The sequence below is a fragment of the Ruegeria sp. BHSC026 genome (assembly GCF_059613065.1).
Window position 1 is genome coordinate 262762 of record NZ_JBXWRV010000003.1, and the last position, 13227, is coordinate 275988.

Annotated in this window: 14 protein-coding genes; 13 read left to right on the forward strand and 1 reads right to left on the reverse strand. The window is 63.2% G+C overall.

Annotation, left to right across the window (positions count from 1 at the left end):
• Positions 1 to 37: 37 nt before the first annotated feature.
• Complete coding sequence (locus AC2FME_RS05720; RefSeq protein WP_496740896.1) at positions 38 to 643, reverse strand: OmpW/AlkL family protein; 606 nt, start codon at positions 641 to 643, stop codon at positions 38 to 40.
• A 136-nt stretch (positions 644 to 779) separates the two neighbouring features.
• Here AC2FME_RS05720 and AC2FME_RS05725 point away from each other — a divergent pair, with 136 nt between their 5' ends.
• From AC2FME_RS05725 to AC2FME_RS05785, 13 genes are all read left to right on the forward strand, one after another.
• The gene (locus tag AC2FME_RS05725; protein WP_496799884.1) at positions 780 to 2312 is read left to right on the forward strand and encodes an AMP-binding protein; all 1533 of its coding nucleotides are present in this window, start codon (positions 780 to 782) and stop codon (positions 2310 to 2312) included.
• Positions 2302 to 3102, forward strand: coding sequence for a hypothetical protein (locus AC2FME_RS05730; protein WP_496678926.1), 801 nt, complete (start codon positions 2302 to 2304; stop codon positions 3100 to 3102). The genes AC2FME_RS05725 and AC2FME_RS05730 overlap by 11 nt, the downstream gene beginning before the upstream one ends.
• The gene (locus AC2FME_RS05735) at positions 3099 to 4703 is read left to right on the forward strand and encodes a carboxyl transferase domain-containing protein (protein ID WP_496799885.1); all 1605 of its coding nucleotides are present in this window, start codon (positions 3099 to 3101) and stop codon (positions 4701 to 4703) included. The genes AC2FME_RS05730 and AC2FME_RS05735 overlap by 4 nt, the downstream gene beginning before the upstream one ends.
• 13 nt (positions 4704 to 4716) lie before the next feature.
• Positions 4717 to 5133, forward strand: a complete 417-nt coding sequence (locus AC2FME_RS05740) for an ASCH domain-containing protein (RefSeq protein ID WP_496678929.1) — start codon at positions 4717 to 4719, stop codon at positions 5131 to 5133.
• A 5-nt stretch (positions 5134 to 5138) separates the two neighbouring features.
• Positions 5139 to 7070: an acetyl/propionyl/methylcrotonyl-CoA carboxylase subunit alpha gene (locus tag AC2FME_RS05745; RefSeq protein ID WP_496799886.1), complete on the forward strand. Its 1932-nt coding sequence runs from the start codon at positions 5139 to 5141 to the stop codon at positions 7068 to 7070.
• 56 nt (positions 7071 to 7126) lie between these two features.
• Positions 7127 to 7981, forward strand: a complete 855-nt coding sequence (locus AC2FME_RS05750) for a hydroxymethylglutaryl-CoA lyase (protein WP_005984063.1) — start codon at positions 7127 to 7129, stop codon at positions 7979 to 7981.
• 9 nt (positions 7982 to 7990) lie between these two features.
• Positions 7991 to 8779: a crotonase/enoyl-CoA hydratase family protein gene (locus tag AC2FME_RS05755; protein WP_496799887.1), complete on the forward strand. Its 789-nt coding sequence runs from the start codon at positions 7991 to 7993 to the stop codon at positions 8777 to 8779.
• Positions 8780 to 8966: 187 nt separating this feature from the next.
• The gene (locus AC2FME_RS05760) at positions 8967 to 9332 is read left to right on the forward strand and encodes an NADH-quinone oxidoreductase subunit A (RefSeq protein ID WP_093964903.1); all 366 of its coding nucleotides are present in this window, start codon (positions 8967 to 8969) and stop codon (positions 9330 to 9332) included.
• Complete coding sequence (locus AC2FME_RS05765; RefSeq protein ID WP_093964904.1) at positions 9323 to 9856, forward strand: NuoB/complex I 20 kDa subunit family protein; 534 nt, start codon at positions 9323 to 9325, stop codon at positions 9854 to 9856. The genes AC2FME_RS05760 and AC2FME_RS05765 overlap by 10 nt, the downstream gene beginning before the upstream one ends.
• Positions 9857 to 9868: 12 nt before the next feature.
• On the forward strand, positions 9869 to 10474 hold the full coding sequence (locus AC2FME_RS05770) for an NADH-quinone oxidoreductase subunit C (RefSeq protein ID WP_496686109.1): 606 nt from the start codon (positions 9869 to 9871) through the stop codon (positions 10472 to 10474).
• Positions 10475 to 10648: an NADH dehydrogenase gene (locus tag AC2FME_RS05775; RefSeq protein ID WP_068347518.1), complete on the forward strand. Its 174-nt coding sequence runs from the start codon at positions 10475 to 10477 to the stop codon at positions 10646 to 10648.
• A 213-nt stretch (positions 10649 to 10861) separates the two neighbouring features.
• Positions 10862 to 12076, forward strand: a complete 1215-nt coding sequence (locus tag AC2FME_RS05780; protein ID WP_496678951.1) for an NADH-quinone oxidoreductase subunit D — start codon at positions 10862 to 10864, stop codon at positions 12074 to 12076.
• A complete protein-coding gene (locus AC2FME_RS05785; protein WP_496799888.1) occupies positions 12076 to 13224 on the forward strand; it encodes an NADH-quinone oxidoreductase subunit E in 1149 nt (382 codons plus the stop codon). Before AC2FME_RS05780 ends, AC2FME_RS05785 begins: the two co-directional genes overlap by 1 nt.
• Positions 13225 to 13227: the final 3 nt, after the last annotated feature.

Consider the following 13227-nt stretch of genomic DNA (forward strand, 5'->3'; position numbering starts at 1 on the left):
CCGACGAGGTCACGGCGAGGCATATCCGATCGAAGGATCAGAAGCGATGGACGTAGGACACGCCAACCAGCCACGGATCGACCTCGGCCTTGCCGATGTTCGCGCCGTTCAGCGTGACGTCCGAGTCGATGTCGAACCAGCGGACGTTCAGGCGAACCGCGCCCTTGTCCGTGACCATGTAGTCCAGACCGGCCTGCAGCGACACGCCGAACGAGTCGTCGACCTTGAGATCGCCCAGCGGCGATTCCTCGTCGAAGAAGATGGTGTAGTTCAGACCGGCACCGACATAGGGCTTCCAGGCACTGTTGGTCGGGAAGTGATAGTTCAGCGACAGGGTGGGCGGCAGGTGCTTGACGCTGCCGGCATCGACGCTTCCGCCCAGCGTGACGTCATGCTTGAACGGGGTTGCGGCCAGCAACTCGATGCCCAAGTTGTCGCGGATGAAATACTCGGCGGTGAAGATCGGGCGGGTGTCCGAGTCGATGTCGGTGCTAAATCCGGCCAGCGTACCGTTGTCGGATTTCGGGTCCAGATACCCGATGCCGATACCCAAGGTCCAGTCGCCCTCCGACTGGGCGAAGGCGGGGGCCGACAGGGCGGCGACGGCGGTGGAAAGCGCGAGGATGGCGAGTTTCTTGGTCATTTTCATGCCTTTGGGTTAGTTGACGCGCCCAGTGTTTCAGGTCGGTCGGGTCGGGACACTGATCTGAGTCAAAATCTGCCTTTTGTTTTGTTTGAGAAAATGCGTTCAAGGCATAAGAAATTAAGGGGTAAATCCATTGCATCCCACTAGACGCATACCAGGTTTGCACCGGGGTGGGGGCTGGGTGATTCCGCCCGGGTTGAACATGGCGCGTCAGTGCCTCTCGCAGCCAGCCGAGCAGGTGGCTATCCTTGATCTATCTTCTGTGGTTACGACCGAGATCACCTATGGTGAACTTGAACAAATGACCGATCGGGTGGCGCGCGGGTTGCTCCGCAGAGTGCAACCCGGCGACCGGGTCGGCGTGCTGCTCAGTCAGTCACCGTGGTGCGCGGCCGCGCATCTGGCCATCTGGAAGATCGGGGCAATCTCGGTGCCGTTGTTCAAGCTGTTCAAGCGCGATGCCCTGGCCTCGCGCATCGGCGATGCGGGGGCCGGGTATGTGCTGACCGACGGCGAGGGCGCCAATATGTTGGGCGATCTGGCGCAGCCGCTGATCGTGTCAGAACTGGGGGCGGACGGGCCCGCCGTGGATTTTGCTGACACCGGTCCCGAGGACCCGGCGGTGCTGATCTATACCTCGGGCACGACGGGCAAGCCCAAGGGGGCGCTGCATGGGCACCGAGTGCTGACTGGGCATCTGCCGGGCGTGTCCATCAGCCACAACCACCTGCGTGCGGGCGACTGCCTGTGGACACCGGCCGACTGGGCCTGGATCGGCGGGTTGTTCGACGTGCTGATGCCGGGGCTGGCGCTGGGCATTCCGGTCGTCGCTGTGCGGCTCGACAAGTTCACCCCCGAGGCCTGCGCGGAGGTGGTCAAGCGCGGCGGCGTGCGCAACGTGTTCTTTCCTCCCACGGCGCTGCGGATACTCAAGGCTGCGGATATAGAGATCCCCGGCCTGCGGTCCGTGGCCTCGGGTGGCGAGCCACTCGGCGCGGAAATGTTGGCGTGGGGGCAGCGGGCCTTTGGCCTGACGATCAACGAATTCTACGGCCAGACCGAATGCAATATGGTCGTCTCGTCCTGTGCCGAGGATTTCCCCGCGCGCCCGGGCTGTATCGGCAAGCCAGTGCCGGGCCACGAGGTCGCGGTGATCGACGCCGCAGGCAAGCCGACCGACGCCGAGGGTGATGTGGCTATCCGGCGTGGCTCGGCCTCGATGCTGCTGGAATACTGGAACAACCCGCAGGCCACGGCCGAGAAGTTTCGCGGCGATTGGCTGGTCACCGGTGACCGCGGCGTGTGGGAGGGCGACTATCTGCGCTTTGTCGGCCGCGAGGATGACGTGATAACCTCGGCGGGATACCGCATCGGCCCGGCCGAGATCGAGGATTGCCTGCTGACCCATCCGGCGGTGGCCACCGTGGGCGTGGTCGGCAAACCCGACCCGCTGCGGACCGAGATCGTGAAGGCCTATGTGGTGCTGAAACCGGGGTCTGAGGCCTCGGAACAAGAGCTACAGGATTGGGTCAAGGACCGTCTGGCACATTATTCCTACCCGCGAGAGGTGGCTTTTGTGCAAGACTTGCCTTTGACCGTGACGGGGAAAGTCATTCGCAAGGAATTGAAACGTCGCGCGTCCGAGGAGATGTGCCATGGCAGATAAATCCAGCGTCCGGACCGGAGTCGAGTTTAGCGCGACCGTCATCGCGGTTATTGGGGCCTTTTGGGCCGGAAAGACCTATTTCGAAACCTGGATGCGCGACACGATCGACAAGGCGGTCGAAGAAAAGGTTGCCGTCATCGAAAAACTGCAAGTGGCTGATCTGCTGATTTTTTACGGCTACCCGGACGAGGCCATATCGGAATTGCGCAAGATCGCCGGTCGGGTCGCCAGGCTGGATGCCGAAGATAAACGCAGGATCGCGTTTTATGACAACTATCTGGATGCGGTGGCCGACTCGGAGGGCACGCTGAAATACGAACCGGAAATCCGGATGCTGCACGACGTCTTCAGCAACGAGATGCAGACCGATGGCTGGCATGACGAGAAGCTGGCCTATGTCGCGATGTTCCTGCCTGAGGCGCAGGCGGATGACGGGTATTTCGGTCGTCAGGTCGTTGGGCGGCTCAAACTCGCGGTCAACCAATACGAGGCAGACGACGACTATGAGAGCCTTGGGAGCGCCTATCGCAACCTGTCGCTGGCCTATCTGTGCCGCGGAGAACAGGACAAGGCCGTCGAGGCGATGGAAATGGCGGCCGAGATGCAGCCGTTCGAATATTATTTCATGGTTCCGATGTGGGATCTTGAGGATTTCCTCGAAGAGCCGGAAATCAAGAAGCTGGACACCGTCTGCTCCAGCAACGTGTCGCAGGGCTATGCGCGCATCATGCAGAGCTTTGGCGTCAGCGAAAACCCCGTTCGCGAATTTCTGAGAGAGTATACCAGATGAAGCTGCGATCTTCCGCTTTGCCCTCGTCCGATGGCTTCAAGCAAAACCGTGCCGCGCACCTTGAGGCGTTGGCGCAGATCTCTGACGCCGCCGAGGCCGCGCGCATGGGCGGGGGCGAGAAATCGCGCGAACGCCATGTGTCGCGGGGCAAAATGCTGCCCCGGCGGCGGGTGGCGAACCTGCTGGACCCGGGCTCTCCGTTCCTGGAAATCGGCGCGACGGCGGCGTATGGCATGTATGACGGTGCGGCCCCTTGTGCCGGTGTCATTGCGGGCATCGGTCGGGTGCAGGGGCAAGAGGTCATGGTGGTCTGCAACGACGCCACCGTGAAGGGCGGCACCTATTATCCGATGACGGTCAAAAAGCACCTGCGCGCGCAGGAGATCGCCGAGGAAAACCATCTGCCCTGCATATATCTGGTCGACAGCGGCGGCGCGAACCTGCCCAACCAGGATGAGGTCTTTCCCGACCGCGACCATTTCGGCCGCATCTTCTACAACCAGGCACGGATGAGCGCCAAGGGCATCCCGCAGATTGCTGTGGTGATGGGCTCGTGTACCGCGGGCGGCGCCTATGTGCCGGCCATGTCCGACGTCACGATCATCGTCAAGGAACAGGGCACGATCTTTCTGGCTGGCCCGCCGCTGGTCAAGGCGGCGACGGGCGAGGTCGTCAGCGCCGAGGACCTGGGCGGCGGCGACGTGCACACGCGCCTTTCGGGTGTGGCCGATTATCTGGCTGAGGATGATGCCCACGCGCTGGCTCTGGCCCGCCGGGCCGTTGGCTCGTTGAACCGGAACAAGCCGCAGACGGTGGATTGGGCCAGCCCCGAAGACCCGGCCTATGACCCCGAGGAAATCCTGGGCGTTGTCCCGGCCGATCTGCGCACGCCGTATGACATACGCGAGGTGATCGCGCGCTTGGTCGATGGCTCGCGTTTTGACGAGTTCAAGCCTCGGTTCGGCGAGACGCTGGTGACCGGCTTCGCCCATGTCAAAGGCTGCCCCGTCGGGATCATCGCCAACAACGGCGTGCTGTTTTCCGAGGCCGCGCAGAAAGGCGCGCATTTCGTGGAACTGTGCAGCCAGCGCAAGATCCCGCTGGTTTTCCTGCAAAACATCACCGGGTTCATGGTGGGCCGCAAGTACGAGAATGAAGGCATCGCGCGCCATGGCGCCAAGATGGTGACCGCTGTGGCCACCACAAGCGTGCCCAAGATCACCATGCTGGTGGGCGGCTCTTTCGGGGCCGGGAACTATGGCATGGCGGGCCGCGCGTATCAGCCCCGTTTCCTGTGGACGTGGCCGAATAGCCGTATCTCGGTCATGGGTGGCGAGCAGGCCGCCGGTGTTCTTGCAACGGTCAAACGCGACGGGATCGAACGGCAGGGCGGCACATGGTCGGCCGAGGAAGAGGCCGAATTCAAACGCCCAACGCTCGAGATGTTCGAAGAGCAGTCGCACCCGCTTTATGCCTCTGCCCGGTTGTGGGATGACGGCATTATTGACCCGCGCAAAAGTCGCGATGTACTGGCCCTGTCGCTGAGCGCCGCACTGAACGCACCCATAGAGGACACGCGCTTTGGCGTGTTCCGGATGTAGAAGGGGCGGTTCGATGCTGGAAAGCTTGAAAGAAAGATACCCTGGGGCCGAGACTTTTCAGTTCGGCGATAGCCGGGCATTGTGCGACGACTTGCTGGCTCTGGTCCGCTCGGGGCGCAAGACCGCGACATGTGGCGCATTGCGTACCTTTGCGGCGGGTGGCGAGGCAATGCCGCAGGTTGGCCGCCGCGACATCGCTTTGGACTGGGACGGACAGCCCGCGCTGGTCATCGAAACGGTCGATGTGACGGTCCGGCGCTATTGCGAGGTGGACGAGGCGTTTGCCCTGGCCGAGGGCGAAAACGACAGCCTGAAAGGCTGGCGCGAGGATCATCGCAGATATTTCGAAAGAAACGGCGGCTTCGACCCAAGGATGGAGTTGGTCTGCGAACGGTTTCGCCTTGTGGAAGATCTGGCAGGGAAAGGGTAACGGCCATGTTTGACAAGATCCTGATCGCCAACCGGGGCGAGATTGCCTGCCGGGTCATCGAAACTGCGCACAAGATGGGCGTGGCCTGCGTTGCCGTGTATTCAGATGCGGACGCGGCCGCCAAGCATGTGCAGATGGCGGATGAGGCCGTGCATATTGGCGGAGCGGCTCCGGCCGACAGCTATCTGAAAGGCGACGTGATCATTCAGGCCGCGCTGGACACCGGCGCGCAGGCGATCCACCCAGGGTACGGGTTTCTGTCCGAGAACCCCGATTTCGTAGATGCAGTTCAGGCGGCGGGCCTGATCTTCATCGGCCCCTCGGCGGATGCAATCCGCAAAATGGGTCTGAAGGATGCCGCCAAGGCGTTGATGGAGCAGGCTGGCGTCCCGGTCGTGCCCGGCTATCACGGCGATAACCAGGACCCCGAGCATCTGGCCGGTGCGGCCGACACGATCGGCTATCCGGTTCTGATCAAGGCGGTGGCCGGCGGTGGTGGCAAGGGGATGCGGCTGGTCGAGAAACCCGCGGATTTCGCGGCCGCCCTGGACAGTGCCCGGGGCGAGGCCAAGACCGCCTTTGGCAATGATGCCGTTCTGGTCGAGAAATTCGTGGCCAAGCCCCGCCATATCGAGGTGCAGGTCTTTGGCGACGGCACCAATGCCGTGCATCTGTTCGAGCGTGACTGCTCGCTGCAGCGCCGCCACCAGAAGGTGATCGAGGAAGCACCGGCCCCCGGAATGACGCCCGAGATGCGCGAAGCGATGGGCCAGGCGGGCGTGCGCGCGGCCGAGGCCATCGGCTACAAGGGCGCAGGCACCGTGGAGTTCATCGTCGATGCCTCGGACGGTCTGCGCCCCGACCGCTTCTGGTTTATGGAGATGAACACCCGCCTGCAGGTCGAACACCCAGTGACCGAAGCCATAACCGGCATCGACCTGGTCGAATGGCAGTTGCGGGTTGCGGCGGGGGAAAGCCTCCCAAAACAGCAGAGCGAGTTGTCGATCAACGGCCATGCCTTCGAGGCCCGGCTATATGCAGAAGACGTACCCAAAGGGTTCCTGCCCGCGACGGGCACTCTGACCCATCTGGAGTTTCCGCGCGGCTGTCGCGCCGACAGCGGCGTGCGGGCGGGTGACACGATCAGCCCGTGGTATGACCCGATGATCGCCAAGGTGATCGTGCACGGCCCGACCCGCGCGGTGGCGCTGGGACAACTGCACCGGGCGCTGCGCCAAACGCAGGTGGCGGGAACCGTCACCAACCTGTCTTTCCTGGGCGCACTGACCCGGCACGCCGGGTTTGCGGCGGGGGATGTGGATACCGGGTTGATTGGCCGCGATCTGGACGATCTGGTGCGCGAACCCGCCGTCACCCCGGCAATGACCGTTGCGGCCGCGATGGCCGCGACCGGACTGGACAAGCCCGCCGAGGACACCGGGTTTACCCTCTGGGCCCCGCTGCACCGGGCGCTTCAGCTGAAGCGCGACGGCGAGGTTCTGGATCTGGACGTCCAGGTCGCAGGGCCGGACCGGCAGGACTGGCAGGTTAGCGGGACCACCGTGATCGCCGAACGGGTCAATGGCCGCTGGATCATCGACGGCCAGCCGATGCCGCCGGTTGCGATTGCAGGCCACGATGTCACCGTGTTCGACGCCTATGGCGTGAGCTTCGAGGTACTGGACCCGCTGGACCGCGACGTCAGCGCCGCCGGTGATACCAACGTGGTCGAGGCTCCGATGCCTGGGCTGGTCAAGGCGGTATTCGCCGCGCCGGGACAGGCGGTGAAGGAGGGCGACCGGCTGGCCATCCTCGAGGCGATGAAGATGGAGCATTCGCTGCTGGCCGCCCGCGACGGTGTCGTGGCCGAGGTTCTGGCCGAGGCCGGATCGCAGGTCGAGGCCGGCGCGGCGCTGGTCCGGCTGGAAGACGACTGAAACCCTGAACGCCCGCCCCAAACGAGGCGGGCCGGACTGAACAGGAGGGCACCGCCATGGCGGAACGTGTCGAGATTTTCGAAGTGGGGCCGCGCGACGGGCTGCAGAACGAAAAGCGCGAAATCCCGGTTTCCGAGAAGATCGCGCTGGTCGACTGCCTCAGCCGGGCGGGGTTCAGCCGGATCGAGGTGGCCAGTTTCGTTTCGCCCAAATGGGTGCCGCAGATGGCCGGCAGCGCCGAGGTTCTGGCCGGGATCACCCGCGCCCCCGGCGTGCGCTATGCCGCGCTGACCCCGAACATGCGCGGCTATGAGGACGCGCTGGCTGCCGGGGCGGATGAAATCGCGGTGTTTGCCTCGGCGTCGGAGGGGTTTTCCAAGGCCAACATCAACGCGACCATCGCCGAATCCATCGAGCGGTTCGTCCCGATCCTCGAGGCGGCGCGCCATATCGACCTGCCGGTGCGGGGATACGTCTCTTGCGTGACCGACTGCCCCTATGACGGGCCGACGCCGCCCGCCAAAGTGGCCGAGGTGGCCGACCTGCTGTTTTCGCACGGCTGTTACGAGATCTCGCTGGGCGACACGATCGGGCAGGGGACACCCGACAGCATCGCGCGGATGCTGCTGGCGGTGCGTGAATATGTGCCCGCGACCCGCTTGGCCGGGCATTTCCACGACACCAACGGGCGCGCGATTGACAATATAGACGCTTCGCTTGCGCTGGGCGTCCGGGTGTTCGACGCAGCCGTGGGCGGATTGGGCGGCTGCCCCTACGCGCCGGGCGCGGCCGGGAATGTGGCCACCGAAGCCGTGGCCGCGCATCTGGAGCGGCTGGGCTATGACACCGGACTGGACGCCGCCGTGCTGAACGAAGCGGCGGAAATGGCCCGCGCGATGCGGGCGGGATAAGAGGCTGACATGTTTGAGACCATCTCGATCTCCACCGACCCGCGCGGGGTTGCCACGCTGACGCTGAACCGGCCGGAAAAACACAACGCGATGTCGGCGCAGATGATCGCCGAACTGACCCAGGCCGCCGCGCAACTGGGGAAAACCGACGACGTGCGTGTCGTAGTTCTGACCGGCGCGGGCAAGAGCTTCTGCGCCGGGGGTGACTTGGGCTGGATGCAGGCCCAAATGGCCGCCGATCCCGAGACCCGCTTTGTCGAGGCACGCAAGCTGGCCGAGATGCTGAACGCCCTGAACACCCTGCAAAAACCGTTGATCGGCGCGCTTCAGGGCAACGCCTTTGGCGGTGGCGTGGGCATGGCCGCGGTCTGTGACGTGGCCGTCGGCGTGGACAGTCTGAAGATAGGGCTGACCGAAACCCGGCTGGGGCTGATCCCGGCCACCATCGGCCCCTATGTCATCGCCCGCATGGGCGAGGCCCGCGCGCGGCGCGTGTTCATGTCGGCCCGTCTGTTCGACGCGGCCGAGGCGGTGGATCTTGGCCTGCTCGCGCGGGCCGTTCCGGCGGATGAGTTGGATGCCGCGATCGAAGCCGAAGTGCAGCCCTATCTGTCCTGTGCGCCGGGCGCCGTGGCCTCGGCCAAGGCGTTGGTTCGGGACCTCGGGCCGCGCATCGACGACGCGGTGATCGACCACACGATCCGGGCGCTGGTCGACCGATGGGAAACGGACGAGGCGCATGAGGGAATCAGCGCTTTCTTCGACAAGCGAAAACCTTCATGGAATAGTGAGGTTTGACCGTCCGCGACCATTTGAAGCCAAGGGCTTGCGCCTAGTGCAGCGCTGGGCGTTGGCAAGCCGAATATTCGATGCCATGCGCGCTTGTGCTCGGTTGACCCTCTGACCCCGCGCGGATAGAGAATGTCCAGTCAACACGCCAATTGACGGCGCGTCTCGTTCGGGATGCGCAGGAAAGGAGCCACTCGTGGAAGAGCTGTTGCGGGAATATCTCCCGATCCTGGTGTTTCTGGCCGTCGCCGTGGGCCTTGGAATCGTCCTGATTCTGGCCGCCGTCGTTCTGGCAGTCCGCAATCCCGACCCCGAAAAGGTCAGCGCCTATGAATGCGGGTTCAACGCGTTCGACGATGCGCGGATGAAGTTCGATGTCCGATTCTATCTGGTTTCGATCCTGTTCATCATCTTCGACCTTGAGATTGCGTTCCTGTTTCCCTGGGCCGTGGGCTTCAAGGATATCAGCGATGTCGGCTTCTGGTCGATGATGGTGTTCCTGGGCGTTCTGACCATCGGCTTTGCCTATGAATGGAAGAAGGGGGCCTTGGAATGGGAGTGATGACGGGTGCAAACACCGCGGGCGTTGACAAGGAAGTCGCCACCCAGGCCCTGAACGCCGAGTTGCAGGACAAAGGGTTCCTGCTGACCTCGTCCGAGGACATCATCAACTGGGCCCGTACCGGGTCGCTGCACTGGATGACCTTCGGCTTGGCCTGCTGCGCGGTCGAGATGATGCACACCTCGATGCCGCGCTACGACGCCGAACGCTTCGGCATCGCGCCGCGTGCATCCCCGCGCCAGTCGGACGTGATGATTGTGGCAGGCACTCTGACCAACAAGATGGCGCCGGCTCTGCGCAAGGTCTATGATCAGATGCCCGAGCCGCGCTATGTCATCTCGATGGGATCCTGCGCCAATGGCGGCGGGTATTACCACTATTCCTATTCGGTGGTGCGCGGCTGCGACCGCATCGTTCCGGTGGACATCTACGTTCCCGGCTGCCCGCCGACCGCCGAGGCGCTGCTGTATGGTCTGTTGCAGTTGCAACGCAAGATCCGCCGCACCGGCACCATCGTGCGCTGAGGAGGAACCCTGATGAGCGAAGCACTCAAGGAACTTGGCGCACTGATCGAAATCAAGCGGCCCGACTGCGTCCTGTCATGGGACGTCAGCTTTGGTGAGTTGAGCGTCGATGTGGCCCCGTCGAACCTGATCGAATTCGTCGAGTATCTGAAGTCTGACCAGAACTGCAAATTCTCGACCCTCGTCGACATCACCGCCGTGGACTATCCCGAGCGGGCCAAGCGGTTCGACGTCGTCTATCACTTCCTCTCGATGTATCAGAACCATCGCATCCGGCTGCGGGTCTCGGTCCGCGAGGACGAGATGGTGCCCTCGATCGTCGATGTGCACCCGTCCGCCAACTGGTTCGAGCGCGAAGTGTTCGACATGTTCGGCATCCTGTTCTCGGGCCACCCGGACCTGCGACGCATCCTGACCGACTACGGGTTCCGGGGATACCCACTGCGCAAGGATTTCCCGACCACCGGTTACACCGAGGTTCGCTATGACGAGGCGCAGAAGCGCGTGGTCTATGAGCCAGTCTCGCTGGTTCAGGAATACCGCCAGTTCGACTTCATGAGCCCGTGGGAGGGTGCGAATTACATTCTGCCGGGGGACGAAAAGCAGGAGACCAAGTAAATGGGCGGCATCTGGTGGCTGATCCTTTCGGCGCTGACCATCATCCCGATGGTCAAGCTTCTGCCGTTTTTCGGGATCAACAAATACTGGGCGCTGGCCTGTCTGGTTCCCTTCGGCACGATCGCCCTTTTGTGGTGGATGGGTCTGAAGCTGCAGGAACTGGAGCGCCGCTGAGATGCTGACGATGCTTGGAGAACTGGTTGTGATTGGGGCTCTGGGCGCGTTGTTGGCCGGGGCGGCGGTGAAAGCGGCAGACGCCGAAAGGGTCCGGGTTCGGGCCGAGGCAAAAAAGAAAAACCGGGGGCGGCGCTGAGGCCCTCGCTTGCCGGACCGGTCCGGCACGAACGGAACAGCCGGGGTTGATCCCCGGACAGGAGAGACACGATGATGGATGGCGGCAAGGGCTTCGAAGACGCTCTGACGGGCGAGCAGAAGATCCGCAACTTCAACATCAACTTCGGCCCGCAGCACCCTGCGGCCCACGGCGTGCTGCGTCTGGTGCTGGAACTGGATGGCGAGATCGTCGAACGCTGCGACCCGCATATCGGCCTGCTGCACCGTGGCACCGAAAAGCTGATGGAAAGCCGCACATACCTGCAGAACCTGCCGTATTTTGACCGTCTCGACTATGTCGCGCCGATGAACCAGGAACACGCCTGGTGCCTGGCCATCGAAAAGCTGACCGGGGTCGAGGTGCCGCGCCGGGCCTCGCTGATCCGGGTTCTGTATTCCGAGATCGGGCGCATCCTGAACCACCTGCTGAACGTGACCACGCAGGCGATGGACGTTGGCGCGCTGACCCCGCCGCTATGGGGCTTTGAAGAGCGGGAAAAGCTGATGGTCTTCTATGAGCGCGCCTGCGGTGCACGCCTGCACGCGGCCTATTTCCGCCCCGGTGGCGTTCACCAAGACCTGCCGCCCGAACTGCTTGACGATATCGAGGCCTGGAGCCATGCTTTCCCTGCTGTTCTGGATGATATCGACGGCCTGCTGACCGAGAACCGCATCTTCAAACAGCGCAACTGCGATATCGGTGTAGTAACCGAGGATGACATCCAGAAATACGGTTTCTCGGGCGTGATGGTGCGCGGATCGGGCTTGGCCTGGGACTTGCGACGCGCGCAACCCTATGAATGCTACGACGAATTCGAGTTCCAGATTCCCGTCGGCAAGAATGGGGACTGCTATGACCGCTATCTCGTCCGCATGGAGGAGATGCGCCAGTCGGTGTCGATCATTCGTCAGGCCATCTCCAAGCTGCGCGACTGCCCCGGAGACGTTCTGGCGCGCGGCAAGATCACCCCGCCGAAACGTTCGGACATGAAAACCTCGATGGAAAGCCTGATCCATCACTTTAAGCTGTACACCGAAGGCTTCCACGTTCCGGCGGGCGAAGTCTATGCCGCCGTCGAAGCGCCCAAGGGCGAGTTCGGCGTCTATCTGGTCGCCGACGGCACCAACAAGCCGTACCGCGCCAAGCTGCGCGCGCCGGGCTATCTGCACCTGCAAGCCATGGACCACGTCGCCAAGGGCCACCAGCTGGCCGACGTCGCCGCGATCATCGGCACAATGGATGTCGTATTTGGAGAGATTGACCGCTAATGCTCCGCCGCCTGCACCCCGAACAACCCGAAAGCTTTGCCTTCACGCCCGCCAATCTGGACTGGGCCAAGGCTCAGATTAGCAAGTACCCCGAGGGCCGTCAGGCCAGCGCGGTCATCCCGCTGCTGTGGCGCGCGCAAGAGCAGGATGGCTGGCTCAGCCGCCCGGCCATCGAATATGTGGCCGAGATGCTGGACATGTCCTATATCCGGGTGCTTGAAGTTGCATCCTTCTACTTCATGTTTCAACTGCAACCAGTTGGTTCCGTTGCGCATATTCAGGTTTGCGGCACCACGTCCTGCATGATCTGCGGGGCCGAGGATCTGATCGCGGTCTGCCGCGAAAAGATCGCGCCCAAGCCTCATCAGCTGTCGGCGGACGGCAAGCTGAGCTGGGAAGAGGTCGAATGCCTGGGGTCGTGCTCGAACGCGCCGATGGCGCAGATCGGCAAGGACTATTACGAGGATCTGACCGCCGAGAGCTTTGCCCGCATCATCGATGATCTGGCTGCCGGCAAGGCGCCGGTTCCGGGTCCGCAGAACGGGCGCTATGCCGCCGAGCCCAAGGGCGGCTTGACCAGCCTGAAACAGTACGAGGCCGGCAAGTCCAAGTACAATGCCAGCGTTCAACTGGCCGCCGATCTGGGTGATACGGTCAAGCGCATCGATGGGACCGAGGTTCCGATCCTGACGCCATGGCTGGGCAAGGACGGCAAGGCCGCCGGCGCGAAAGCCGCGCCCAAGCCGCCCAAGGCGGCGGACCCGGGCAAGCCCGCGGCCCGTCAGGCCGCGCCCAAGAAATCCGCCAAGGCCGAGCCATCTTCGCCCGAGGGCGCCGCAGCTAGGCCCGCAACCGCCGAGACTCAGCCCGAAACGCTGACTGGTCCTCGTGGCGGCAAACCCGACGATCTGAAGCTGCTGAAGGGCGTAGGCCCGAAGCTCGAGCAGACGCTGAACGAACTGGGCTTTTACCACTATGACCAGATCGCGGCCTGGACGCCCGAACAGGTGGCCTGGGTAGATGCACGGTTGAAATTCAAGGGCCGGATCGAACGCGACGGCTGGATCGAACAGGCGGCCAAGTTGGCGGCCGGCGAGGAAACCGAATTTGCCAAACGTGCCAAGAAAGAAGGCACTTACGAAGACTGAGAG